The organism is Klebsiella sp. A-Nf5 (assembly GCF_002810545.1).
In the GTDB taxonomy this organism is placed as follows: Bacteria; Pseudomonadota; Gammaproteobacteria; order Enterobacterales; family Enterobacteriaceae; genus Klebsiella; species Klebsiella variicola.
This window is the reverse complement of sequence record NZ_PIOG01000027.1, coordinates 17,146-41,215: the sequence shown is the minus strand read 5'-3', so window position 1 is coordinate 41,215 and position 24,070 is coordinate 17,146. Positions and strand designations below refer to the sequence as shown.

24 protein-coding genes are annotated in these 24,070 nt (G+C 58.6%); 11 read left to right on the top strand and 13 right to left on the bottom strand.

The window, feature by feature from the left end; genetic code table 11:
- Positions 1–2,673: an aconitate hydratase AcnA gene (acnA, locus tag CWM53_RS02545; protein WP_100729916.1), complete on the top strand. Its 2,673-nt coding sequence runs from the start codon at positions 1–3 to the stop codon at positions 2,671–2,673.
- A gap of 46 nt (positions 2,674–2,719) precedes the next feature.
- On the opposite strand, the gene ribA is transcribed toward acnA, so the two are convergent.
- On the bottom strand, positions 2,720–3,322 hold the full coding sequence (gene ribA / locus CWM53_RS02540; protein WP_008807788.1) for a GTP cyclohydrolase II: 603 nt from the start codon (positions 3,320–3,322) through the stop codon (positions 2,720–2,722).
- 163 nt (positions 3,323–3,485) lie between these two features.
- Between ribA and pgpB the strand changes: the two genes are divergently transcribed.
- From pgpB to yciH, 5 genes are all read left to right on the top strand, one after another.
- On the top strand, positions 3,486–4,253 hold the full coding sequence (gene pgpB / locus CWM53_RS02535) for a phosphatidylglycerophosphatase B (protein ID WP_100729915.1): 768 nt from the start codon (positions 3,486–3,488) through the stop codon (positions 4,251–4,253).
- Positions 4,254–4,389: 136 nt separating this feature from the next.
- Entirely contained in the window at positions 4,390–4,698 is a 309-nt protein-coding gene (locus CWM53_RS02530; protein WP_061154905.1) for a LapA family protein, read from the top strand.
- 6 nt (positions 4,699–4,704) lie between these two features.
- Positions 4,705–5,874 carry a lipopolysaccharide assembly protein LapB gene (gene lapB / locus CWM53_RS02525; protein WP_008807790.1) on the top strand — a complete coding sequence of 390 codons (1,170 nt, stop codon included), beginning with the start codon at positions 4,705–4,707 and terminating at the stop codon, positions 5,872–5,874.
- Between the two features lie 191 nt (positions 5,875–6,065).
- The gene (pyrF, locus tag CWM53_RS02520) at positions 6,066–6,803 is read left to right on the top strand and encodes an orotidine-5'-phosphate decarboxylase (protein ID WP_023297452.1); all 738 of its coding nucleotides are present in this window, start codon (positions 6,066–6,068) and stop codon (positions 6,801–6,803) included.
- Positions 6,803–7,132, top strand: coding sequence for a stress response translation initiation inhibitor YciH (gene yciH / locus CWM53_RS02515; protein WP_100675711.1), 330 nt, complete (start codon positions 6,803–6,805; stop codon positions 7,130–7,132). The genes pyrF and yciH overlap by 1 nt, the downstream gene beginning before the upstream one ends.
- A 130-nt stretch (positions 7,133–7,262) precedes the next feature.
- On the opposite strand, the gene osmB is transcribed toward yciH, so the two are convergent.
- The 7 genes from osmB to CWM53_RS02480 all read right to left on the bottom strand — a co-directional run bounded on the left by osmB (position 7,263) and on the right by CWM53_RS02480 (position 13,811).
- Entirely contained in the window at positions 7,263–7,481 is a 219-nt protein-coding gene (gene osmB / locus CWM53_RS02510; RefSeq protein WP_002901783.1) for an osmotically-inducible lipoprotein OsmB, read from the bottom strand.
- Between the two features lie 274 nt (positions 7,482–7,755).
- Entirely contained in the window at positions 7,756–8,505 is a 750-nt protein-coding gene (locus CWM53_RS02505) for a DNA-binding transcriptional regulator YciT (protein ID WP_100630918.1), read from the bottom strand.
- 71 nt (positions 8,506–8,576) lie between these two features.
- Complete coding sequence (locus tag CWM53_RS02500) at positions 8,577–8,756, bottom strand: hypothetical protein (RefSeq protein WP_012542045.1); 180 nt, start codon at positions 8,754–8,756, stop codon at positions 8,577–8,579.
- Between the two features lie 158 nt (positions 8,757–8,914).
- Positions 8,915–10,849, bottom strand: coding sequence for an exoribonuclease II (locus CWM53_RS02495; RefSeq protein ID WP_008807795.1), 1,935 nt, complete (start codon positions 10,847–10,849; stop codon positions 8,915–8,917).
- Positions 10,850–10,930: 81 nt separating this feature from the next.
- Complete coding sequence (locus CWM53_RS02490; RefSeq protein WP_100729914.1) at positions 10,931–12,088, bottom strand: CMD domain-containing protein; 1,158 nt, start codon at positions 12,086–12,088, stop codon at positions 10,931–10,933.
- Positions 12,089–12,281: 193 nt separating this feature from the next.
- The gene (gene fabI, locus CWM53_RS02485; protein WP_061154898.1) at positions 12,282–13,070 is read right to left on the bottom strand and encodes an enoyl-ACP reductase FabI; all 789 of its coding nucleotides are present in this window, start codon (positions 13,068–13,070) and stop codon (positions 12,282–12,284) included.
- A gap of 198 nt (positions 13,071–13,268) precedes the next feature.
- Positions 13,269–13,811, bottom strand: coding sequence for a HutD family protein (locus CWM53_RS02480; protein WP_074386100.1), 543 nt, complete (start codon positions 13,809–13,811; stop codon positions 13,269–13,271).
- A 210-nt stretch (positions 13,812–14,021) separates the two neighbouring features.
- On the opposite strand from CWM53_RS02480, the gene CWM53_RS02475 reads away from it, so the two are divergent.
- Genes CWM53_RS02475 through CWM53_RS02455 form a run of 5 tightly spaced genes read left to right on the top strand, consistent with a single transcriptional unit; the run spans position 14,022 to position 18,631 of the window.
- On the top strand, positions 14,022–14,867 hold the full coding sequence (locus tag CWM53_RS02475) for a transporter substrate-binding domain-containing protein (RefSeq protein ID WP_100729913.1): 846 nt from the start codon (positions 14,022–14,024) through the stop codon (positions 14,865–14,867).
- A gap of 11 nt (positions 14,868–14,878) precedes the next feature.
- On the top strand, positions 14,879–15,598 hold the full coding sequence (locus CWM53_RS02470; RefSeq protein ID WP_061154895.1) for an ABC transporter permease: 720 nt from the start codon (positions 14,879–14,881) through the stop codon (positions 15,596–15,598).
- Between the two features lie 9 nt (positions 15,599–15,607).
- The gene (locus CWM53_RS02465; protein WP_012968438.1) at positions 15,608–16,339 is read left to right on the top strand and encodes an ABC transporter permease; all 732 of its coding nucleotides are present in this window, start codon (positions 15,608–15,610) and stop codon (positions 16,337–16,339) included.
- Position 16,340: 1 nt separating this feature from the next.
- Positions 16,341–17,135, top strand: coding sequence for an ABC transporter ATP-binding protein (locus tag CWM53_RS02460; RefSeq protein ID WP_061154894.1), 795 nt, complete (start codon positions 16,341–16,343; stop codon positions 17,133–17,135).
- Complete coding sequence (locus CWM53_RS02455) at positions 17,132–18,631, top strand: HAL/PAL/TAL family ammonia-lyase (protein ID WP_100729912.1); 1,500 nt, start codon at positions 17,132–17,134, stop codon at positions 18,629–18,631. The genes CWM53_RS02460 and CWM53_RS02455 overlap by 4 nt, the downstream gene beginning before the upstream one ends.
- A gap of 29 nt (positions 18,632–18,660) precedes the next feature.
- On the opposite strand, the gene sapF is transcribed toward CWM53_RS02455, so the two are convergent.
- From sapF to sapA, 5 genes are read right to left on the bottom strand one after another with little or no spacing between them, the layout of a single operon-like run.
- A complete protein-coding gene (gene sapF, locus CWM53_RS02450) occupies positions 18,661–19,470 on the bottom strand; it encodes a putrescine export ABC transporter ATP-binding protein SapF (RefSeq protein WP_004140269.1) in 810 nt (269 codons plus the stop codon).
- A 1-nt stretch (position 19,471) separates the two neighbouring features.
- Entirely contained in the window at positions 19,472–20,464 is a 993-nt protein-coding gene (gene sapD / locus CWM53_RS02445) for a putrescine export ABC transporter ATP-binding protein SapD (protein WP_061154892.1), read from the bottom strand.
- On the bottom strand, positions 20,464–21,354 hold the full coding sequence (sapC, locus tag CWM53_RS02440) for a putrescine export ABC transporter permease SapC (protein WP_061154891.1): 891 nt from the start codon (positions 21,352–21,354) through the stop codon (positions 20,464–20,466). Before sapC ends, sapD begins: the two co-directional genes overlap by 1 nt.
- Positions 21,341–22,306, bottom strand: a complete 966-nt coding sequence (sapB, locus tag CWM53_RS02435) for a putrescine export ABC transporter permease SapB (RefSeq protein ID WP_061154890.1) — start codon at positions 22,304–22,306, stop codon at positions 21,341–21,343. Before sapB ends, sapC begins: the two co-directional genes overlap by 14 nt.
- Positions 22,303–23,946 (bottom strand): ABC transporter substrate-binding protein SapA, encoded by a 1,644-nt coding sequence (gene sapA / locus CWM53_RS02430; RefSeq protein WP_074386096.1) that lies wholly within the window; start codon positions 23,944–23,946, stop codon positions 22,303–22,305. Before sapA ends, sapB begins: the two co-directional genes overlap by 4 nt.
- Positions 23,947–24,070 lie beyond the last annotated feature (124 nt).

Genomic DNA, 24,070 nt, shown 5'->3' with positions numbered 1-24,070 from the left:
ATGTCGTCAACCCTACGAGAAGCCAGTAAGGACACGCTGCTGGTCAACGAGAAAACCTGGCATTACTACAGTCTGCCGCTGGCAGAGAAGCAGCTGGGCGATCTTAGTCGACTGCCTAAGTCGCTGAAGGTGCTGATGGAGAACCTGCTGCGCTGGCAGGACGGTGACTCGGTGACAGAAGAAGATATTCGTGCCCTGGCCGGCTGGCTGCAACAGGCCCATGCCGACCGGGAGATAGCCTACCGTCCGGCGCGCGTTCTGATGCAGGACTTTACCGGCGTGCCGGCAGTGGTGGATCTGGCCGCCATGCGCGAGGCGGTGAAGCGCCTGGGCGGCGACACCGCGAAAGTGAATCCGCTGTCGCCCGTCGATCTGGTGATCGACCACTCGGTCACCGTCGACCGCTTTGGCGATGACGAGGCCTTCGAAGATAACGTCCGTCTGGAAATGGAGCGTAACCACGAACGTTACGCTTTTTTGCGCTGGGGTCAGCAGGCCTTCAGCCGCTTCAGCGTGGTGCCGCCAGGCACCGGTATTTGTCACCAGGTCAACCTGGAATACCTTGGTCGGGCCGTCTGGAGCGAAGAGGTGAACGGGAAATGGATGGCGTGGCCGGATACGCTGGTGGGCACCGACTCCCATACCACTATGATTAACGGTCTCGGCGTACTGGGCTGGGGCGTGGGTGGGATTGAAGCGGAAGCCGCCATGCTGGGCCAGCCGGTGTCGATGCTGATCCCGGATGTCGTGGGCTTTAAGCTCAGTGGCAAACTGCGTGAAGGCATTACCGCCACCGATCTGGTGCTGACGGTCACCCAGATGCTGCGCCAGCACGGTGTCGTCGGCAAGTTTGTTGAATTCTACGGCGATGGCCTGGATACCTTACCCCTGGCCGATCGCGCCACCATCGCCAATATGGCGCCGGAGTATGGCGCCACCTGTGGTTTCTTCCCGATCGATGACGTGACGCTCAGCTATATGCGTCTCAGCGGCCGTAGCGAAGAGCAGGTCGCGCTGGTGGAAGCCTATGCCAAAGCGCAGGGCATGTGGCGCAAACCTGGCGATGAGCCGGTCTTTACCAGCACCCTGGGGCTGGACATGGGCAGCGTTGAAGCGAGCCTTGCGGGGCCGAAGCGGCCGCAGGATCGCGTGGCGCTCGGCGATGTACCGAAAGCCTTCGCCGCCAGCGGCGAGCTGGAGGTTAACCATCTGCAGCGTCAGCGCCAGCCGGTGGATTATACGCTGAACGGGCATCACTATTCGCTACCGGACGGCGCCGTGGCCATTGCGGCAATCACCTCCTGTACCAATACCTCCAACCCCAGCGTGCTGATGGCCGCCGGTCTGCTGGCGAAAAAAGCCGTCGAGCGTGGCCTGCAGCCGCAGCCGTGGGTAAAAGCTTCCCTGGCGCCAGGCTCGAAAGTGGTGTCGGATTATCTGGCTCATGCTGGCCTGACGCCTTACCTCGACCAGCTCGGCTTTAATCTGGTGGGATATGGCTGCACCACCTGTATCGGTAACTCCGGTCCGTTGCCAGAACCTATCGAAGAGGCGATCAAAAAGGGCGACCTGACCGTCGGGGCGGTGCTTTCCGGTAACCGTAACTTCGAAGGGCGTATCCATCCGCTGGTGAAAACCAACTGGCTGGCCTCACCGCCGCTGGTGGTTGCTTACGCGCTGGCGGGGAACATGAACATCGATCTTACCCGCGAGCCGTTGGGGCAGGGCAGCGATGGTCAGCCGGTCTATCTGAAAGATATCTGGCCGAGCGGGGAGGAGATTGCCCGCGCGGTGGAACAGGTCTCCACCGAGATGTTCCGCAAAGAGTACGCGGAAGTGTTTTCCGGTACTGAGGAGTGGAAAGCAATCAAAGTAGAGGCGTCAGATACCTACGACTGGCAGGAGGACTCGACTTATATTCGCCTGTCGCCGTTCTTTGACGAGATGGGCGTCGAGCCGCTGCCGGTGGAGGATATTCATGGCGCGCGGATCCTCGCCATGCTGGGCGATTCTGTGACCACTGACCACATTTCGCCGGCGGGGAGCATCAAAGCCGATAGCCCGGCAGGCCGCTATCTGCAGGAGCATGGGGTTGCCCGGCGCGACTTTAACTCCTATGGTTCCCGTCGCGGTAACCATGAGGTGATGATGCGCGGCACCTTCGCTAATATCCGTATTCGTAACGAAATGGTGCCGGGAGTGGAAGGCGGTATGACCCGGCATCTGCCGGACCGCGAACCGGTGGCGATCTACGATGCGGCGATGCGGTATAAAGCGGAAGGCATACCGCTGGCGGTGATTGCCGGTAAGGAGTATGGCTCAGGTTCCAGCCGCGACTGGGCGGCGAAGGGGCCGCGCCTGCTGGGCATTCGGGTGGTAATCGCCGAGTCCTTCGAACGTATCCACCGCTCCAACCTGATCGGGATGGGGATTTTACCGCTGGAGTTCCCGCAGGGCGTCACCCGCAAAACGCTGCAGTTGACCGGGGAAGAGCAGATTGATATCAGCAATCTGCAGTCGCTTCAGCCTGGCGCTACGGTGCCGGTGACCCTGACTCGCGCTGACGGCTCGCAGGAGGTAATCCCCTGTCGGTGTCGTATCGACACGGCGACCGAGCTTACCTACTACCGCAACGACGGCATTCTGCACTACGTCATCCGCAATATGCTGTAAAACAAAGGGCCAGCATCGCTGGCCCTTTCTCTTTGATCCAAACGATTCATTCCGCCGGCTTGCTGTTCAGCAGATGGCCCATTTTGGCAGCTTTGGTGTCCAGGTAGTGGGCGTTTTTGGGGTTGCGCCCGACGATCAGCGGTACGCGCTCCACAATGTTGATCCCGGCTTCGGTAAGAATTTCCACTTTTTTCGGGTTATTGGTTAATAAGCGCACCTGCTCAACGTTGAGCAGTTTGAACATATCGGCGCACAGGGTGAAATCACGCTCATCGGCGGCGAAGCCCAGCTGATGGTTTGCCTCAACGGTGTCGTAGCCCTGATCCTGCAGCGCGTAGGCGCGGATCTTATTCAATAAACCAATGTTGCGTCCTTCCTGACGGTGATAGAGCAGGATCCCCCGACCTTCTTCGGCGATATGCGACAGGGCCGCTTCCAGCTGAAAGCCACAATCACAGCGCAGACTAAACAGGGCATCGCCCGTCAGACACTCTGAATGGACGCGGGCCAGGACCGGCGACTGCCCCGAAATATCGCCATACACCAACGCGACATGATCTTGTCCGGTTGCCAGTTCTTCAAAACCCACCATCAGGAAATCGCCCCATGGGGTTGGCAGTTTGGCTTCTGCCACACGTTTAAGCTGCATGTGATTCTCCAGATTCTGTCAGCACCTGAATGTGCTTTCTGTTTGCCGCTATTTTGCCACAAGGCCGGGACGTTCTCCTAATCGCGAACGGTTAGCCGCGTGGAAAGCGCACAAACGAACTACTTTCCGCTATGATGTTCATCTACAAGGAGAAGGAGAGAAAATGCTGTTGATTGCCCGACGAACCGCTCTCGCGGCGGCGCTGCTGCTTGTTATGCCTGTTACGGTCTGGCTGTCTGGTTGGCTGTGGCAGCCAGGACTGCCGGTTGCGATGTTGAAAACCCTCTGGTGGGTGACGGAAACGGTGACGCAGCCGTGGGGAATTATCACGCATGTCGCCCTATGCGGCTGGTTTCTCTGGTGTCTGCGCTACCGGCTGCGCGCAGCACTGATCCTGTTCCTGATTCTTGCCGCCGCCATCCTGGCGGGACAGGGGGTTAAATCCTGGGTCAAAGAGCAGGTTCAGGAGCCGAGACCCTTTGTCATCTGGCTGGAAAACTCAAGACAGGTGCCGGTGACGCAATTCTATGCGTTGAAGCGTAAAGAACGCGCTAAACTGGTGCATGCTCAGCTGGCGCAGGCGCAGGACATTCCGCCATTTTTACGCAAGCACTGGCAGAAAGAGACGGGCTTTGCTTTCCCGTCTGGTCACACGATGTTCGCCGCCAGCTGGGCGCTGCTGGCCGCCGGACTACTGTGGCCGCGTCGGCGTTGGGGCACGATCGCCGTGCTGCTGGTATGGGCGACGGCGGTGATGGGCAGTCGTCTGGCGCTGGGCATGCACTGGCCGCTGGATCTCATTGTCGCCACGCTGATCTCCTGGCTGCTGGTCACGGTGGCCTGCTGGCTGACGCAGCGCCTGTGCGGACCGCTCTCGCCGCCGGGGGAGGAGGCGCAGGATATTAAAAAACGGACGTCTGAAGCGGAATAATGTTGATTTTAGCGGCATCCGACCGCATATCCTGTACAGTTGCCATGCTTTTTCATTCCACCGCTGCGGCGAAAATGATACTTTATAGGGCTGAAAGCGGGCTTTTTTACGCGCAACCCACATAACGGGAAGTCATGTGAAATATTTACTCATTTTCTTACTGGTGCTAGCAATCTTCGTCATTTCAGTGACGCTGGGGGCGCAGAATGACCAACAGGTCACGTTCAACTATTTACTCGCGCAGGGTGAATTCCGCATTTCGACGCTGCTGGCGGTGCTGTTCGCCGCGGGCTTTGCCATTGGCTGGTTGATCTGCGGCCTGTTCTGGCTGCGGGTGCGTGTTTCGCTGGCGCGCGCGGAGCGAAAAATTAAGCGCCTTGAGCACCAGATTGCCCCCGTCAGCCCGGCAGCTGCCGACGCAGGCGTGCCTGCCGTGAAGGAATAACCTCTTATGCTGGAGTTGTTGTTTCTGCTTTTACCCGTTGCCGCCGCCTACGGCTGGTACATGGGGCGCAGAAGTGCACAACAGTCCAAACAGGACGATGCGAACCGCCTGTCACGGGATTACGTGGCGGGGGTTAACTTCCTGCTCAGCAACCAGCAGGATAAAGCCGTCGACCTGTTCCTTGATATGTTGAAAGAGGATACCGGCACCGTTGAGGCCCACCTGACGCTCGGTAACCTGTTCCGCTCGCGCGGCGAGGTTGATCGCGCGATCCGTATTCATCAGAGCCTGATGGAAAGCGCATCGTTAACCTACGATCAGCGCCTGCTGGCCGTCCAGCAGCTGGGGCGCGACTATATGGCCGCCGGGTTGTACGATCGCGCGGAAGATATGTTCAAACAGCTGGTGGATGAGACCGATTTCCGCCTGAGCGCTCTGCAGCAGTTGCTGCAGATCTACCAGGCGACCAGCGACTGGCAGTCGGCGATCGAAGTGGCTGAACGGCTGGTGAAGCTGGGTAAAGAGAAACATCGTGGCGAAATCGCCAACTTCTGGTGTGAGCTGGCCCTGCAGCAGATGGCGGCCAACGATCTGGATAAGGCGATGGCGCTGCTGAAGAAAGGCGCCGCCGCAGACCGCAATAGCGCCCGGGTCTCAATAATGATGGGCCGGGTGTGGATGGAAAAGGGTGATTACGCCAAAGCGGTAGAGAGCCTTGAGCGGGTTATCGATCAGGATAAAGAGCTGGTCGGTGAGACGCTGGAGATGCTGCAGACCTGCTACCAGCAACTGGGTAAAGCCGAAGAGTGGGAAGTTTTCCTGCGCCGTTGTGTGGATGAGAACACCGGGGCCACTGCTGAACTGATGCTGGCGCAGATCCTCGAGCAACGGGAAGGGGTCGAAGCCGCGCAAAACTATGTTACCCGGCAGCTGGAACGTCACCCGACCATGCGTGTCTTCCATAAGCTGATGGACTACCATCTCAACGAAGCGGAAGAAGGGCGCGCGAAAGAAAGCCTCGGGGTGCTGAGAAACATGGTCGGGGAACAGGTGCGCAGCAAACCGCGCTATCGCTGCCAGAAATGCGGCTTTACCGCCCATACGCTCTACTGGCACTGCCCATCCTGCCGTTCGTGGGCAACCATCAAACCCATTCGCGGCCTCGACGGCCAATAAAGTCAAAAAAAATCCCTTAATTAGTTACAACATACTTATCGCTTCTCTCCTCTCCAGGCGCGGCCCCGGCTGCGCCATCGTCTGGCCAGCGCCAATACAGCAGCCTGTTATTTTGTTAGCATCACAGGTAGAATGCTGCCCGTTTACCTTTTTTGCGCCGCCCTGGCGCCCATCAACACTAAGGTCTGGTCATGACGTCTACAGCTATCACATCTTCCCGCGCTGTCACATCCTCTCCCGTTGTGGTTGCGCTCGACTATGATAATCGCGATAAAGCGCTGGCATTTGTCGACCGCATCGACCCGCGAGACTGCCGCCTGAAGGTGGGCAAAGAGATGTTCACCCTGCTGGGCCCGCAGTTTGTTCGCGATCTACATCAGCGTGGGTTTGAGGTGTTCCTTGACCTTAAGTTTCACGATATCCCCAACACCACGGCTCGCGCGGTGGCGGCGGCGGCCGAACTCGGTGTATGGATGGTGAATGTTCATGCCTCCGGCGGCGCGCGGATGATGACCGCCGCGCGTGAAGCGCTGCTGCCGTTTGGCAAAGACGCTCCGCTACTGATCGCCGTCACCGTGCTCACCAGCATGGAGGCCAGCGACCTGCAGGATCTGGGCATTACCTTATCCCCGGCTGATTACGCGGCGAAGCTGGCAGCGTTGACCCAACGCTGCGGCCTTGACGGGGTCGTGTGCTCAGCTCAGGAGGCGGTGCGCTTCAAACAGGAGCTGGGACAGGCGTTTAAGCTGGTGACCCCGGGGATCCGTCCGCAGGGGAGCGAGGCCGGGGATCAGCGGCGGATTATGACCCCCGAGCAGGCCCAGGCGGCGGGGGTGGATTATATGGTTATTGGTCGTCCGGTGACTCAGTCGGCCGATCCTGCCGCAACGTTACGGGCAATCAACGTCTCGTTGTCAAAGGAGGCATAATGAGCGATTCCAATAGCCGCCTGGTCTACTCCACGGAAACCGGGCGTATCGACGAGGCGAAACAACCGGCGCCGGTGCGGCCTAAAGGCGATGGTATTGTCCGTATTCAGCGCCAGACCAGCGGTCGCAAGGGCAAAGGCGTGTGCCTGATTAGCGGCATCGATGCTGACGATGCCGCGCTTAACGCTCTGGCAGCAGAGCTGAAAAAGAAATGTGGTTGCGGCGGCGCAGTGAAAGATGGCGTGATCGAGATCCAGGGTGATAAACGGGATTTACTTAAGTCGCTGCTCGAGGCGAAAGGGATGAAGGTTAAGTTAGCCGGTGGTTGAATGCTATTTCGACACTAATTAAATAGAGTGCTGAAATAACAAGGCCGCGGTGAATGCCGCGGCCTTGAATGATTTAACGTGCGTAAGTCAATTCGTGTGAATTATTCTTTTATTTCGTCAGGTAATTATATTATTTGCCAACCTGGTGACCAATAATACCACCGACTGCCGCGCCACCCAGGGTACCGAGTGCGCTACCGTCAGTTAACACCGCACCACCGATGGCGCCGGCGCCAGCACCGATCGCGGTGTTACGGTCGCGTTTAGACATGTTAGAGCAAGCGCTCAGAGACATTGCTACAGTGACAGCCAGAACGACGGCAGCCATTTTTTTGCTCGTTGAAGTCATCATTTTTTTCTCCTGAATAATCTATTCATGGATACTACGCTCCTTTAAGCATAGCCTGAAATAGCAGCTTTAGGGCAATTCCATGAAGTTAGGGTGCGCAGGTGTCACGAAAATCACGCAGGTGATAGTCACTTCCTGTTATATCGCTAATAATAATTTTACTTTTTTTTAAATGTATCGTCAGGTAAAAAATCTTAATTAGCGGCTCGGAATACTCTCAGAGCGTAATTACGCCCCGAACGGCGCTATGGCATGGCTCGGGGCAGGGTAAACATCAAGCGTACGGCACAATATCGACGGTCAGGCCGCTGTGCAGTAACTGGTCGCGGCAGGCGGCCGGCAGGCGATCGTCGGTAATCACGCGGTTAAAGCGCCCGGCGGGACCGAGGGGATAGGGATGAACCGCGCTGAATTTTGAACTGTCGCTGAGAATAATCGCTTCACAGTGCTTTTCCAGCACGGCGTTAACCACATCCGCACGCATCATATCGCGACCGGTAAAGCCGGTTTCTGCCTGCCAGCCATCGATCCCGATGAAGGCTTTGCTGAAATGCACCTGCTGGATGAACTGGCGGGTCAGCGGGCCCACCATGCTTTCACTGCGTTTCTGGTAAATCCCGCCCAGCAGGATCACCTCTCCCGGCGTCTCTTTCAGCAGATGGGCGATATAGCTGCTCACGGTAATGATGGTAATATCGCCGCGTTCGGCGAGGGTGCGCGCCAGCAGGGCGTTGCTGCTGCCGTTTTCGATGAATACCGTTTCGCCGGCGCTCACCAGCGCCGCCGCCCGGCTGGCCAGTTCACGCTTAATGGCGAAATGGGTCATCATGCGGGTTTCGACATCTTCACTGTCCAGTGGCACTGCATAGCCATGGGTGCGGCGCAAATAGCTCTGCTTTTCCAGCAGATTCAGATCCTGGCGAATAGTGACCTCTGAGACACCGGTCATCTTCGCCAGATCGGCGACGCTCATCCGGCCTTTATCAATGACCACTTGCAAAATACTTTGTTGTCGGGCGTTCATAGCAACATCACTGTTAGGGGGCTATATGGCGAGCAACCGGTATGAGTCACCGGTTGCGGCATGGGCGATAATCAGATTTCCCAGGGGGCCTTGGGCTGGTTTTTTTGCTCAGCGTCGTCCGCTGCCAGTGCCAGCAGCTCCGCTTTGAGGATTTCCAGATTATGGATCGCAGAGTGGTAATCACCGGCAACCAGAATATCCAGCACGGTATCGATACGTTGGGCGAGCAGGTGGGCATTCACATCTGACATGGCATTATCCTGGTAACAAAAACGAATGAAATCAATGATGCTAAAAATGAGTGAAAAAGAGAAGCGAAAAAAACGCACAACCTTAATCGGTTCGACGGAAATCGCTGGATGGAGAGAAAAGAAGCAGCGGTTCCCGGAGGAACCGCTGTGAAGGGGCGTCAGACTGCCGGACGCGCAATAATGCTGCGGGTTTCCATGCGGACTTCAGCGATGGTGACATCGATAACGTCAGTCACTTTGTAGACCACCTCGCCCTTGATCTGCACGGTGCCGTTCTCCTGGCTGCACACCAGTTCGTCGCGTACCGCGTGGAGGAACGGAGCCGGAATAAAGGCGACCGCGCCATTGTCCACCAGGCGCACGCGCATCCCGCCGCGGCTGATGTCGATGATCTCCGCCGCAAAGCGGGTATCGGTCCCGGCTTTATCGTTGAGGAAACGAGCATACAGCCAGTCGGCGACGTCGCGCTCTGCCATCCGGTTAAGACGACGGCGCTCCGCCATCTGCACGGTGGCATCATCTTGCGGGCGCGCAATGGTCTCGCCTTTGATGATGGCCTTCAGCAGACGGTGGTTGATCATGTCGCCATATTTACGGATCGGCGAGGTCCAGGTGGCATAGGCCTCAAGGCCGAGGCCAAAGTGCGGGCCCGGCTCGGTGCTGATTTCCGCAAACGACTGGAAGCGGCGGATGCGGCTGTCGAGGAAACCGGTCGGCTGGGCATCCAGTTCGCGGCGCAGCTTGCAGAACCCTTCCAGCGTCAGCACCTCCGTTGGGTCGACGTGCACGTCGTGGGTTTTCAGCAGCGCCGCCAGCTGTTCGGTATTCGCCGGGTCGAAGCCGGTATGGACGTTATAAACGCCGAAGCCGAGCTTGTCGCGCAGAACGCGGGCGGCACAGATGTTGGCGGCGATCATCGACTCTTCGACAATGCGGTTGGCAATGCGACGTGGCTCCGCGACGATATCCAGCACTTCGCCTTTTTCGCCAAGAACGAAACGGTAGTCCGGACGGTCTTTGAACACCAGCGCATGGGTCTGACGCCATTCGCTACGACGCTGGCACACATCTTTCAACAGCGTAATTTGCTGCGCGATGGCGTCGCTGCCCGGTTGCCAGCTGCCGCGGCCTTCCAGCCAGTCAGAGACGTCGTCATAGGCCAGCTTTGCTTTCGACTCGATGGTGGCGGCAAAGAATTCGATATTGTCTTCGATGGTGCCATCGGCCGCCAGAGTCATCTGGCAGGCCAGCACCGGACGCACTTCGTTAGCGCGCAGGGAGCACAGATCGTCTGACAGCTCACGCGGCAGCATTGGAATATTGAAGCCCGGCAGATAGTTGGTAAAGGCGCGCACTTTTGCGGCCTTATCCAGCTTGCTACCTTCGGCAATCCAGGCGGTCGGGTCAGCAATGGCGACCGTCAGCAGCAGTTTGCCATCAGCAGTGGATTCGGCGTACAGCGCATCGTCCATATCTTCGGTGCTGGCGCTGTCGATAGTGACGAAGTCGAGAGCGGTTAAATCGCGGCGCGTCAGCCCTTCATCAAGCATTTCCGTGGCCACGCCGTCCGGCGCTTCTTTTTCGAGGTTATGGCGCGCCAGGGTTACCCACCATGGGACGAAGTGATCGTCGCTGAAGGTGATGAACTGGGTCAGCTCCGCGTAAAACCCGCGGTCGCCTTTTAACGGATGACGGCGCATCTCGGCGACGGCCCAGTCACCCTGTTTGAAATCATGCTCAACGCCACGGGCGGCGCGGCAGGGAATGGCATCTTTCAGCAGCGGATGGTCAGGAACGATAGCGAGGCGATCGTCTTTCTTCTGGACTTTACCGACGAAACGGGTCAGGAACGGCTCAACCAGGGTTTCTGGTTCGGCGCTTTCGCGATCTTTTTCAGAATGGATCACCGCGACGATACGGTCGCCATGCATCACTTTTTTCATCTGCGGCGGCGGAATGAAGTAGCTCTTTTGAGCGTCCACTTCGAGGAAGCCAAAGCCCTTTTCCGTGCCCTTAACGACCCCTTCCGCGCGCGGCGTCTGGGAATGCAGTTGCTGTTTAAGCTGCGCTAGCAGCGGGTTATCCTGAAACATAATTAGGTATTTTCGTGGCTAAAAGAGCGGCTGACATTTTTACGCGAATATGCCTGCCGCAGCAAGCGCTGTTTCAGCAATTTACGTCTGCTGACGCACATTGCCGAGGGCGATTTTCAGACGATTCATCCATCCGCACAGCCCGCTCCAGGTCAACAGATCGATCGCTTGTTCCGCAGAGAGTCCATATTCCGCGAGGGGAGTTAACTGGGCGGCGCTAAACCGGTCCGGCGAGCGGGTTAACAGCTGCACCGCGGTAACGAGGGCCCGGGACTGAGGATGCTGCTGGAGCCAGCGATGGAGGGCCTGGTCGCCTTCCCGCAGGTGGCTGGCGAACTCTTCTTCACCGTGCCAGTGGGGGAGCCAGGCATCAAAACAGGTAGGGCTGCCATTGGTGCGTGCCGTGAGTAAGGCGACCTGCGGGCCAAAGGCATCATCCGTGCTGAGCTGACGGATCAAGGTCTCCAGAGGCGCGATCAACGGTGGGTCGCAGGCCAGCAGTGGGGCCAACTCGCCCAGGCCGGGCAGCGACTGCCAGCCAGCGATGCGCCGCTGGCGTTCATCATCGGCATACTGCAGATCGGGGTCCTCAAGGTCGCTCTGCCACTCTCCTGGTGGCGCGGTGAACAGTTCGGCGGGGGCCTCTTCTTGCTGAGGCATGCCGGGGATCCAACGCACCGGATAGCCCAGCGCCGCCTGCAGGACAGCAATCGCCCGGGCCTGGAAGCCGACGAAACCGATAATCTGGTTGATCAGGATAATATCCCGGCTGGTTAAGCCTACTTCGTCCAGCTGGCTGCGTGAGAGGGCGTTAATGACGGAGGGCGAACTGGCGAGCTGACGAGCGTACTGAGTGATCTGCGCCAGGCGACGGTTGCTCTCACGCGAAGAGTCAGGGCCAGGCAAGGGAGCCAGACGGGCGGCATAGTGGTTACACAACCGCTGGACGCCGTAGACCTGGGCGACAGTCAGCGCGGTGCTCAGGCGATCATAGGCGGTAAAAGTTTGCAGTCGGCTCACCGTCACCTGATCGGGAAACAGCCGCACTGCCAGCTCGCGAGCAGGATGTAGCCAGCCTGCGTGGATGTGTAGCCAGGCATCCGGCAGCGTCAGGTCCAGCAAAAAGCGGTCTTCAACATGGGCGGCTTCAGGGACAAGTGGCAGAACATCCACCGGGCAGATTGTTGACTGGGTTTCGTGATACCAGTGGTTTTTGCCATTCACGCGGCGTGGCTCCATGGGCTTTCCTTGTTCGGTATGTGGCGAACCGCCGTTCCGCGGATCGTTTATGCAGAACTATCCTGGCGTAACCCGGAAGCAGGAGAAAATATTGATACGTGCTAACAAATAGCCGATTGGAATAACAAGAGACAGCGCAACGGAAGGGAGTAAGGGATAAGCCCTCCTCACCCGGGTGAGGAGGGTATGGAACTTATTTCAGTTCCAGTTCGTTCATGGCGGCGATGCTGAACCCGCCGTCAACGTGAACGACTTCACCGGAGATCCCCGCAGACAGGTTGGAGCACAGGAAGGCTGCGCTGTTACCCACATCTTCAATGGTGACGGTGCGACGGATCGGGGTGACCGCTTCGCAGTGTGCCAGCATTTTACGGAAATCTTTAATGCCAGAAGCAGCCAGTGTACGGATCGGACCGGCAGAGATGGCGTTGACGCGAATGCCTTCCGGACCCATGGCGTTAGCCATATAACGGACGTTAGCTTCCAGAGAGGCTTTGGCCAGACCCATCACGTTGTAGTTCGGGATCGCGCGCTCTGCACCCAGGTAGGAGAGCGTCAGCAGGGCTGAATCCGGGTTCAGCATGCTGCGGCAGGCTTTAGCCATCGCCACGAAGCTGTAAGCGCTGATGTCGTGCGCGATTTTGAAACCTTCGCGGGTCACGGCATTGACGTAGTCGCCATCTAACTGGTCAGCCGGAGCATAACCGATAGAGTGGACGAAACCATCGAATTTCGGCCAGACTTTTTCCAGCTCGGTGAACAGTGCGGTAATGCTCTCATCTTCAGCAACGTCGCACGGCAGCACAATGTTAGAACCCAGCGCGGCAGCAAATTCTTCTACGCGACCTTTCAGTTTTTCATTCTGATAGGTGAATGCCAGTTCCGCGCCTTCGCGGTGCATTGCTTGCGCAATACCGTAGGCGATGGACAGTTTGCTGGCGACGCCAGTGATCAAAATGCGCTTACCGGAAAGAAAACCCATAGCTTTAATCCTTATCGTTATTGCGTATTTTTACTTTAACAATCATAGCGTTAACATTGTTATTTCAAAATAACTCAAATTTAGCCGGGAATTATATCCCACTGACGACCCCTTGTGTCACGATATTTTTCAGCCGGCCCGCGCCCCGCGGGGCAAAAGCTCATCGCGACGGCTCCAGTATACCATCTCTCCTGACGATTATTTGAGCGCGATCTCCGCCAGCAGCAGACGCCCATTGGCGCCGAGGGGCAATAGCTCGCCTGGGGATTCACCGCGCCAGCAGAGACCGCTGCCGGCCGCGCTTCGCTGCCCGGCCAGATCCCACTCGCCCTGAAGAACATAAGCGACTCCCTCAGTGGCAGGGCGTTGCTGGTCGTTTATCACCTTTACTCTCGCCGAGGCACGTCCGCGCTGAGTCATGATATTGAAGTCCAGCCCTGGCTCAACGATCCCGACGCTGGACAGCGCCCATTCGCCGGGGAACGCCCACGGCTGCCAGAGCGTCAGCGGATGGTCGATGTCCTCGCCGCACAGTCGTAGCGGTTGTCCCGCCAGCAGGGTAATCACCCGGTCGACGCCGGGGAAGGGGGAAAATGGACCATCTGCCTGCAGGGTGGCAATGCTCGCTCGCCAGAGAAAGGGAGCCTCTGTGGAAGGAACGGCGATAATTTCCCGGGTGGCACCGGCACCGTTCTTCCATGGCGTGATGGGTAAGGTGGCGATATCAAAAAAAAAGATCATGGTCTGCTCGGCGGAATTCAGAGGGTGGATGGTATTTGTTACATGTGTGTCTCAACATGCTTACAAATTATTTACAACAGGGCTCACAAATCCATCATCGAGCGCGTGTGTGGGTTTGTCAATGCTTGTATATACATGAGCAGTCATCTACGAATTATCTTATCGCAGTGACCAGAGCCATCATGACAAAACGCGATCGGGAGAATGAAAATGCAACAGCGTATTACTTTCCGCCAGGCCTGCCTGGTCACCCTGTTTTCGGGGCTACTGCTGTCTGGTGGCTCAACATACGCTAAAGAGTGGAAATCAATCACCATCGCTACGGAAGGCGGCTATGAACCCTGGAACCTGACGCTTCCCGGAGGGAAGTTGAGCGGCTTCGAACCTGAGCTCATGGCGAATTTATGCCAGCGGATGCAGATCGAATGCAAGCTGGTGGTACAGAACTGGGATGGCATGATTGCCGGACTTAACGCCGGAAAATATGACGTGATCATGGACGCTATTGTCGTCACCCCGGAGCGATCGAAGGTCGTGGCGTTTACCCAGGCCTACGCTGCCACGCCAGCCTCGTTCATTGCGGTAAAAGGGTCACTGCTCCCTCCATCTCCGACGGTCAAACTTCATGATGATGAGAAAGAGATTCAGGCGGTGATTGCGCCTCTGCGCGCGGCGTTGAAAGGGAAAACTATCGGCATCGCTTCCGGCACCGTGTACACCCCGTTTATTGATAAATATTTCAAGGATATCGCTGACGTCCGGGAATATAACAACTCAGCGGATGCGATCCTCGACCTGCAGGCTGAGCGCATCGATGCGGTGTTTGATGATATTACCTTTGCCAACACCACCCTGTCGCGACCGGAGAATAACAATCTGGCATTGAGCGGTCCGCTGATGAGCGGGCCGATCTGGGGAGGCGGTGAGGCGATGGGCGTGCGCCTGACCGATACCGATCTTAAAGCGAAACTGGATAGCGCCATTCAGGCGGCGCTGGCCGATGGGACGGTAAAAAAACTGAGTGAGAAATGGTTTAAAAGCGACGTTACCCCCTGAGTGAGGCTGTTATGTTGAATCTTCTGAGTTTTGGTGAAAACGGGTGGGGGACGCTGATCCTCAGTGCCACGCTGACCACCTTGCTGCTGTCGCTCGCCGCGCTGGCCGTCGGTGCGGCGGTGGGCGGCGTCATTGCCGCCGCGAAGCTATCCCGGCACGCGCCAGCGCGCTGGTTTGGCGCCGCCTGGTCGGTGGTATTCCGCGGTATCCCCGAATTACTGGTGATCTACCTGTTTTATTTTGGCGGCTCAGGGATGATTTCATGGGTGGGGCGTCTGTTTGGCGCTGATGGCTTTATTGAGGTTCCGCCCTTTCTGATTGGCGCCCTGGCGATTGGTTTGATCTCCTCCTCGTATCAGGCGGAAGTCTACCGTGCTGCTCGCCTGGCGCTGATGCCCGGTGAAGTGGAGGCGGCTACCGCCATCGGCATGCCGCGCTGGCGGATCCTGCAGCGCATTCTGTTGCCGCAGATTGTCCGTTATTCGCTGCCGGGGTTATCCAACGTGTGGCAAATGAGCCTCAAAGATTCGGCGCTGGTATCGGTGACCGGGATGGTTGAACTGATGCGCGCCAGCCAGATTGCCGCAGGCTCGACCCGCGAATATTTCCTGTTCTATCTCATCGGCGGCGGCTGTTATCTGATCCTGACGCTGCTCTCTAACCGCGCGTTTACCCGGGCGGAGAGCCATCTCAACCGCGCCTGGCTGCGTCGCAGCACCGCGCAGGCGTAAGGAGCCCGTATGTTTATCGATTTTGCCTTCCTCGGTGAGACGTTGTTGAAGCTCGGCGCGGCGCTGCCGGTGACGCTGGGGCTCTTTATTTGCTCTTTTATCCTCGGCGGCGTACTGGCCCTCGGCGTTCTGGCGCTGCGAATGAGCCACTGGCCGCTGGCTAGCGGTTTCGCCAAAGGCTATATCCTGATCTTTCGCGGTTCACCACTGCTGATCCAGTTGTTTCTCATTTATTACGGGCTGGGTCAGTTTGGGGTGATCCGTCACAGTTTCCTGTGGCCACTGCTGCGCGAACCCTTTATCTGCGCCGTTCTGGCGCTGGCGCTCTGTACGGCGGCCTACACCGCGGAAATTCTGCGCGGCGGGTTGCTGGCGATACCGCCGGGGCAGATTGAAGCCGGTCAGGCTTGCGGTATGTCGCGCTGGCTGTTGCTGCGGCGGATCATTGCCCCAGTGATGCTACGTTATGCACTGCCAGCCTACTCCACGGAGGCCATTCTGCTGGTCAAGTCGACGGCGCTGGCAAGCCTGGTGACCGTCTGGGACGTCACCGGGGTGGCGCAACAGATTATTCAGCGTACCTATCGGACGATGGAGGTATTCCTCTGCGCGGCGGCCATCTATCTGCTGCTTAATTTCATCATTGTGCAACTGTACGCCCTGCTTGAACGGCGTTTAACGCCGCATACCCGGCAAAACCCGGCGACCGTGTCGCTCAAGCCGATAACCAAAGGAGAGTAAGATGCTCGATTCACGTCCGGTGACCTTATCGGTCAGCGATATTCATAAGTCCTTTGGCTCCCTGGATGTCCTGAAGGGGATCACCATCCAGGCCCAGCAGGGCGATGTCATTTCGATCCTCGGCGCCAGCGGCTCCGGTAAAAGTACGCTGCTGCGCTGCATTAATCTGCTGGAAACCCCCGATGCCGGGGTGGTCAGCGTCGGGGGAGAGACGATTGAAATGAAGCACCACGCCCGCGGGCATCGGCTGGCGGCGAATCCCCGGCAGATAGAGCGCCTGCGTTCGCGGCTGGGGATGGTCTTTCAAAGTTTTAACCTGTGGTCGCATATGACGGTCCTGCAGAATGTCATTGAGGGGCCGCATTACGTGCTCAAACGGGATAAACGGACCTGCATTGAACAGGCTGAGCAGCTGCTGGAGCGGGTGGGGATGTTGAACCGAAAGGATTTCTATCCGGCACAGCTCTCCGGCGGCCAACAGCAGCGCGTGGCAATAGCCCGCGCGCTGGCGATGGAGCCAGACGTCATGCTCTTTGATGAACCCACCTCCGCGCTGGATCCCGAACTGGTCGGCGAGGTGTTAAAGGTCATGCGCAGCCTGGCGGAAGAGGGGCGGACGATGCTGGTGGTCACCCACGAACTGGGATTCGCCCGCCATGTCTCCAATCGGGTGGTATTTATGCACCAGGGGACGATTGACTGCGACGGTGCGCCTGAGGCGCTATTTGGCACTCAGGGTTCCGCGCGCTTTAAGCAATTTATCTCCAGCCATCAACAGCCAGGACAGGTCGTATGAATATGATCCAGTGGGGCGATGCACCGATACGCTGGCAGGAGGTGGTTTGTGTCGCCCGGGGCGAGGCGACTTTGAGCCTCAGCGAAAGCGCCTGGGCGCGTATCGAGCAGGGGCGGGCGATCGTCCAGCATATCGTTAACGCCGGTCAGGTGGCCTATGGGATTAACACCGGGCTGGGGGCGCTGTGTAACATTACGCTGCCGGAAGCGCAGTTACACCAGCTGTCGCGCAATACGCTGCTTAGCCACGCCTGCGGGGTGGGGCCGCTGCTGGAGGTCGCCCCAACCCGGGCTATTATGTGCGCCGCGGTGGCCAATTTCAGCCACGGTAAATCCGGTATCTCCGCCGGAATAGTGCGACAACTGCTGACGTTTTTGCAGCATGGCGTGACACCGCAGGTGCCCTCTCAGGGGTCGGTTGGCTATTTAACGCATATGGCGCACATTGGCCTGGCCCTGATGGGAGTCGGCGATGTGCTATGGCAAGGGCGAACGTGGTCTGCGGCAGAGGTCCTGTCGCAGCTGAATCTGCAACCCATCGCGCCGGGAGCGAAAGAGGGGCTCAGTCTAGTTAACGGTACGCCGTGCATGACCGGCCTGGCCTGCCTGGCCTTAGACGACGCTGAGCGCTTAATGAACTGGGCTGATGTGACCGGAGCGATGAGCTTTGAAGCGCTGCGTGGCCAGCTTGTGGCGTTTGATGCCGAGATCCTGGCGCTGAAAGCCAGTCCCGGGATCCAGACCAGCGGCCAGCGGCTGCGTGAGCTGCTGGCGGACAGCCATCTTCTGGCCGAAAGCGAAGGTCTTCGCACCCAGGATGCGCTGAGTCTCCGCTCGATGCCTCAGGTGCATGGCGCCTGCCGCGACCAGTTTAGTCATGCAGAGACGCAGATTAATATCGAACTTAACGCCTGTACCGATAATCCCCTAATCCTGGGCACCCTTGAGCAGTGGCGGGTGGTGTCCCAGGCGCATCCCCACGGTGAATCGGTGGCAATGGCCTGCGATTTGCTGGCCATTGCCATGGCAGAGCTGGGCGCTATCGCCGAACGACGCCTTGACCGGCTGGTGAATCCTCTGGTGAGCGGCTTGCCGGCCTTTCTGGTCGCCCGACCCGGGGTGAATTCAGGCATGATGATTGCCCAGTACGTCGCCGCGTCGTTGTGCGCGGAAAATAAGCAGCTGGCGCAGCCGGCGGTGCTGGATAATTTTGTTACCTCGGCTTTGCAGGAGGATCATTTAAGCCTGGGCACCAGCGCCGCGCTGAAACTACAGCGCCTGCTCGGCAACCTCTATCAGATCCTGGGTATCGAATATTTACTCGCGGCGCAGGGGCTCGATTTTCACGAGCCGCAGAAACTGGCGGCGGGGACGCGTCGGGCGCGCGATCTGCTGCGCCAAAGCGTGCCCACCTGGGAGGACGATCGCTGGCTGGCGCCGGATATCGCCAACGCGGTGGCTATCCTCAAGCGGAACGCTGGCCACGCGCCGGTGTGAGGTCACCGGGCGAGGTGAATGAGATGGGGCTATTTCCCGTCTTTGCGCCAGGCGTCGGCGGTGAGGGCTTCACCGAAGTGGCCAGCGATCAGGCGTCGGGTCAGGTCGTGCAGTGGTGAGGCCAACACATCGGCGGTGCTGCCGCGCTCGACCACTTCGCCGTTATGCATCACCAGCACCTGATCGCTGATGTGCTTCATCATTCCCAGGTGCTGAGTGACATAGATATAGGAGATGCCCTGTTTCTCCTGCAGCTCCAGCATCAGGTTAATGAGCTGGGAGCGCATCGACATATCCAGCGAGGCCAGCGCCTCATCGCAGACAATGACCTTCGGGCGCAGGATCAGCGCCCTGGCGAGGCCGAGACGCTGCTTCTGACCGGGTGCCAGCATATGGGGGTAATAGCTGACGTGGTCCGGCAGCAGACCGACCATGCGCAACGTGTCGATAATCTGCTTCTGCCGCGCCTCGGCGTCGAGGTCGGTATTCAGCCGCAGTGGAAAATCGAGGATCTGCGAGATACGCTGGCGCGGATTCAGTGAGGTCGACGGATCCTGAAAGATCATGCGAATCTTCTGGCTGCGGTAGGAGTAATCCCCGAAGGTCAGCGGATGGTCGTCGATCAGCAGCTCGCCGCTGGTGGGTTCCACCATCCCCGCCAGCATCTTGGCGAGGGTGGATTTCCCGGAGCCGTTCTCGCCGATGATCGCCAGCGTCTGCCGTTCGCGCAGAGTAAAACTCAGCGGCTTGACGGCCTCCACCGTCTGGCGGTGAAACCAGCCGGTGCGGTAGCGAAAGGTCTTACTGAGTTGGCGAACTTCCAGCAATGTTTCGACCATTTCACTCTTTCTCCATGTTCAGCGGGAAATGACAGGCGTACAGATGGTTGCGCGCCCCGGTAAGACGCGGCGTTTCAATACACTCGCGCTGGGCGTAAGGGCAGCGCGGCCCCAGCCGACAGCCGATGGGCAACTGCTCCAGCAGCGGGATCGCCCCCGGCAGGGTGTTGAGGCGGCTTTTATGTGGCATGGCGCTGCCAAAATCCGGGATCGCACGGATTAATGCCTGAGTGTACGGGTGATGCGGGAGGGTGATCAGCTCTTCACTCGGGCCGCTCTCTACCGTCTGTCCGCAGTACATGACGTTGATTTTATCCGCCCATTTGCTGAGCATCTGCAGGTCGTGGCTGATCAGCAAAATAGTGGTGTTGTTATTCTGGTTGAGCCGCGTCAGCAGACGAATAATCTGCGCCTGGGTGGTGGGTTCCATGGCATTGGTGGGTTCATCGGCGATCAGCAGACGCGGCTGGTTGGCCAGGGCGATGGCAATCATCACCTTCTGACACTCACCGTCGGTGAGCTGATAGGGGAAGCTGCGCATCGCGTCTTTGTGATCCTTAATGCCGACGCGGTGCAACAGCTCTATCGCCCGGCGCTTACGCCAGCCCAGCCGTTGCCACCAGCGGCCCTTGTAGGTCCAGCCGGGGATACTCTGGATCAGCTGCTGGCCGATGCGCTCAGAGGGATCAAGACAGGACTGCGGCTCCTGGAAAATCATCGACACGTTGTGGCCGATCAGTTTGCGCCGCTCGCGGTTCGACAGCCGCAGCAGGTCGATATCATCGAAACGCATGCGGTCGGCGGTGACCCGCCAGTTGTCTTTGGTCACCCCACAGATGGCTTTGGCGATGAGGCTTTTCCCGGAACCGGATTCGCCCACCAGGCCGCGGATCTCGCCTTCAGTCAGGGTCAAACTGACGCGATCGACGGCTTTCACCCAACCTTCGTTGGTTCTAAATTCGATAGTTAAGTGACGAATATCGAGTAACGGCATTATTGTACCCCGGCAATGATCGCCCGGCGAATACCGTCGCCCAGCAGGTTGACCAGCAGTACGCTGAGCATAATCGCGGCCCCGGGCAGCATCACGGTCCACGGTGCGACATAGATAAGCTCCAGCGCATCGCCCAGCATGGCTCCCCATTCCGGTGAAGGCAGCTGGGCGCCGAGATCAAGAAAGCCCAGCGCGGCAATATCCAGAATGGCCATCGACAGGGCGCGGGTGATCTCGGTCACCAGGCCAGAGGCAATATTGGGCAGAATGGCAAACAGCAAAATGTTCAGCGTCGACGCCCCGTCGAGGCGAGCGGCGATGATGTACTCTTTCTCCAGCTCGTCGTGGACCATGCTGTAGACGGAACGCACCATGCGCGGGAGCAGCGCCAGCCAGACGGCGAACATCGCATGGCTGAGGTGCGGCCCGGCGAACGCGACGACGATAATCGCCAGCAGCAGCGAGGGAATAGAGAGCAGGGTATCGAGAATATGATTCATCACCGCCGAACGCAGGCCGTGGGTCGACCCGGCAATTACGCCCAGCACCAGGCCAAACAGCGTCGCGCCGAGGGTGACGACGAAGGCCCCGCCGACGGTCGGCGCCGCGCCGCTCAGCAGCCGGCTCAGCACATCGCGGCCCAGGTCATCGGTTCCCAGGAAGAAGGAGACTTCGCCATAGCGCGACCACGACGGCGGCAGCAACTGGTAGCCAAGGAACTGCTGATCGATACCATAGGGGGCGAACCAGCCGCCGAAGACGCAGAGCAACAGCAGACCCGCGCAGCCGTACAGGCCGATCATCGCCGTGGTGTCACCATAGAATTTACGCCATACGGTGCGCAGCGCGCCGGGCGGACGCTTTTCCAGATAAACGCTATCGTAGGGCATACCATTCCTTATGTTTCAGCGGGTTAGCCATGGCACCGAGGATATCGGAAATCACGTTGACGATAATAACCAGTGCACCAATCACCATGACGCCGGCGGAGATCGCCGCGTAGTCCTGCTGGCGGATCGCGTTGATCAGCCAGCGTCCCAGTCCGGGCCAGCTGAACACCATCTCAGTGATCATCGCCAGGGTGAGCATGGTGGAAAACTGCAGGCCGAGGCGCGGGATCACCGGCGGCAGGGCGTTGTGCAGTACATGGCGCAGTAAAATTTTGCGTCGCGACACGCCGCGGGTGGCAGCCGCCTTCACATAGTTGGTGTCATAAACCTCGCTGGTGCTGATGCGCATCAGGCGGATCACCTCGGTGGTGGGGGCCACCGCCAGGGTCAGCACCGGCAGCACCATATGTCGTGCGGCGCTGACGATCATTTCATGGCGCCATGGCGAGTCCGAGATCCAGGCGTCAATCAGCGCAAAACCGGTGACGGTTTTCACCTCATACAGCAGGTCGAAGCGGCCAGAGACCGGAAACCAGCCAAGAGTCAGCGAGAAGAAGAGGGTCAGCAGCAGCGCCAGCCAGAACACCGGAATCGAGAAACCAACCAGCGCGATGGCGCTGATCAACGTATCGGGCCATTTATTGCGCATTACGCCGGCGATCATGCCCACCGGAATGCCAATCAGCAGGGCAAAGCCGAAGGCGAGGATGCACAGCTCCATGGTCGCCGGGAACACGTCGCGCAACTGTTCGGAAATCAGCTGGCCGTTAATGCTGGAGACGCCAAAATCCCAGTGCAGCACCCCTTGAAACCAGAACAGCCACGCATTCCACAAGGAGGCGCCCTGTAGCGGCGCATGAGGGGTAAAATAACTCAGGCTGAAGCCGATAAAGGTCAGAAAAAAGAGGGTGACCAGCAGCAACAGCAGACGACGCAGGGTAAAAATAATCATGGCTTTTTCACCTCTTCGGTTTTCTCCCGCGATACGCCAGCGAACGAAGCGTTACCGAAGGGGCTCAGCACGAGGCCTTTCATATCATAGCGATAGGCCTGCAAACGCAGCGAGGAGGCCAGCGGCAGGACCGGCAGTTCGCGGGCGAGGATCCGCTGCGCCTCTTTGTAAGCGTCCATCCGCGAGGAGAGCTGTTGCGAGAGCAGCGCTTTTTGCAGCACGTCATCAAACTCCCGGTTACACCAGTGGGCAAAGTTGGTTTGCGAGGCGATCGCCGCGCAGCTCAGCAGTGGCCGGAAGAAACTGTCCGGATCGTTGCTGTCCGTCGCCCAACCGGAGAGCGTCAGATCATGGTTCATGTCCATCAGGCGCGCTTCCTGGAAGCGTCCTTCCACCGGCACAATAATCACCTTGACGCCAATCTGCGCCATATCCGCCTGGATCAGCTCCGCCGTTTTCAGCGGGCTGGGGTTCCACGCCTGCGAGCTGGTGGGCACCCACAGCTTGAGGGTCAGGTTTTCCAGACCCAGGGCCTTCAGGCGCGTGCGGGCCTCCCTGGGATTATATTCGGTAATCTTAGCGTCGTTATCATAGGCCCACGAGGCGCGCGGCAGCATGGATGCCGCCGTCTCTGCGGTGCCGTAGTAGATGGACTGCATCAGGCGCTGGTTGTTAATGGCCAGCGCCAGCGCGTGGCGCACCTCGGGGTTATCCAGCGGCGGCTTGGCGGTGTTGAAGGCCAGCCAGGCAATGTTCATTCCCGGGCGTAGCGTCAGGCGCAGGCGCGGGTCGTCGCGCAGGATTGTCAACTGGCTGGCGGCGGGCCAGGCCAGCACGTCGCATTCCCCGGTGAGCAGTTTCGACAGTCGGCCGGTACCGCCAGAGCCAAGGTCCACCACCACCTGCGGCATCAACGGTTTGCCGCGCCAGTAGTCGGGGTGACGCTGCAGACGGATATATTGCCCGGAGCGGTACTCGGACAACTGGAACGGACCGGTGCCGACCGGCTGGCGATCCAGTTGTTCCTGGCGGTCGTCTTGCGTTAAGCGGGCGGCATATTCGGCAGAGGTAATCGACGCATAGTGAGTGGCCAGATGCCAGAGGAACGAGGCGTCCGGCCGCTTGAGGCGAAACTCCACGGTCTGATTATCCAGCTTACGCACGCTCTCCACGCTGTCAGCAAACTGCAGACTGTCGAAGTAGGGGAAGCTGCTGCCGTTGACGTTGTGCCACGGATGGTCGCGGTTAAAAATACGCCCAAAGGTAAAAATCACGTCATCCGCGTTGAAGTCCCGCGTCGGGGTAAACCATGCCGTGCGTTGAAACGGGACATGGCGGCGCAGGTGGAAGCGGTATGTGGCGCCGTTATCGAGGACTTCCCAGCTCTCCGCCAGCTCGGGGACCAGCCGGTAGGTATAGGGGTCGACGTCAAGCAGACGATCGTAGATCTGAGCGGCCAGCGTATCGACAATCAGGCCGCTGCTGACTTTCTGCGGATTAAAGGTATTCACCTGGCCGCTGACGCAATAGACGAAACCGCTGTCGCGGATATCGGCGCGGTCAGGGAGCACAGGGGCGGCAAAGGCCTGCCCACACAGCAGGGAAACCGCTGCCAGGAGAGATGACAATTTCAGGCGCATATTTTCTGTTTGATTATAGAGTTGAACTCTATCTTATTAAGATTAATAGACATTCACCACCGCCTTCAACAAGCCTGAGGGATAATGCGGTCACCGGGAGCGTATAGTATTCAGTCAATTGATT

Coding starts and splice junctions, on each gene's coding strand:
- acnA (WP_100729916.1), top strand. CDS start 1: ATGTCGTCAACCCTACGAGAAGCCAGTAAGGACACGCTGCTGGTCAAC.
- ribA (WP_008807788.1), bottom strand. CDS start 3,322: ATGCAGCTTAAACGTGTGGCAGAAGCCAAACTGCCAACCCCATGGGGC.
- pgpB (WP_100729915.1), top strand. CDS start 3,486: ATGCTGTTGATTGCCCGACGAACCGCTCTCGCGGCGGCGCTGCTGCTT.
- lapB (WP_008807790.1), top strand. CDS start 4,705: ATGCTGGAGTTGTTGTTTCTGCTTTTACCCGTTGCCGCCGCCTACGGC.
- pyrF (WP_023297452.1), top strand. CDS start 6,066: ATGACGTCTACAGCTATCACATCTTCCCGCGCTGTCACATCCTCTCCC.
- yciH (WP_100675711.1), top strand. CDS start 6,803: ATGAGCGATTCCAATAGCCGCCTGGTCTACTCCACGGAAACCGGGCGT.
- osmB (WP_002901783.1), bottom strand. CDS start 7,481: ATGACTTCAACGAGCAAAAAAATGGCTGCCGTCGTTCTGGCTGTCACT.
- CWM53_RS02505 (WP_100630918.1), bottom strand. CDS start 8,505: ATGAACGCCCGACAACAAAGTATTTTGCAAGTGGTCATTGATAAAGGC.
- CWM53_RS02500 (WP_012542045.1), bottom strand. CDS start 8,756: ATGTCAGATGTGAATGCCCACCTGCTCGCCCAACGTATCGATACCGTG.
- CWM53_RS02495 (WP_008807795.1), bottom strand. CDS start 10,849: ATGTTTCAGGATAACCCGCTGCTAGCGCAGCTTAAACAGCAACTGCAT.
- CWM53_RS02490 (WP_100729914.1), bottom strand. CDS start 12,088: ATGGAGCCACGCCGCGTGAATGGCAAAAACCACTGGTATCACGAAACC.
- fabI (WP_061154898.1), bottom strand. CDS start 13,070: ATGGGTTTTCTTTCCGGTAAGCGCATTTTGATCACTGGCGTCGCCAGC.
- CWM53_RS02480 (WP_074386100.1), bottom strand. CDS start 13,811: ATGATCTTTTTTTTTGATATCGCCACCTTACCCATCACGCCATGGAAG.
- CWM53_RS02475 (WP_100729913.1), top strand. CDS start 14,022: ATGCAACAGCGTATTACTTTCCGCCAGGCCTGCCTGGTCACCCTGTTT.
- CWM53_RS02470 (WP_061154895.1), top strand. CDS start 14,879: ATGTTGAATCTTCTGAGTTTTGGTGAAAACGGGTGGGGGACGCTGATC.
- CWM53_RS02465 (WP_012968438.1), top strand. CDS start 15,608: ATGTTTATCGATTTTGCCTTCCTCGGTGAGACGTTGTTGAAGCTCGGC.
- CWM53_RS02460 (WP_061154894.1), top strand. CDS start 16,341: ATGCTCGATTCACGTCCGGTGACCTTATCGGTCAGCGATATTCATAAG.
- CWM53_RS02455 (WP_100729912.1), top strand. CDS start 17,132: ATGAATATGATCCAGTGGGGCGATGCACCGATACGCTGGCAGGAGGTG.
- sapF (WP_004140269.1), bottom strand. CDS start 19,470: ATGGTCGAAACATTGCTGGAAGTTCGCCAACTCAGTAAGACCTTTCGC.
- sapD (WP_061154892.1), bottom strand. CDS start 20,464: ATGCCGTTACTCGATATTCGTCACTTAACTATCGAATTTAGAACCAAC.
- sapC (WP_061154891.1), bottom strand. CDS start 21,354: ATGCCCTACGATAGCGTTTATCTGGAAAAGCGTCCGCCCGGCGCGCTG.
- sapB (WP_061154890.1), bottom strand. CDS start 22,306: ATGATTATTTTTACCCTGCGTCGTCTGCTGTTGCTGCTGGTCACCCTC.
- sapA (WP_074386096.1), bottom strand. CDS start 23,946: ATGCGCCTGAAATTGTCATCTCTCCTGGCAGCGGTTTCCCTGCTGTGT.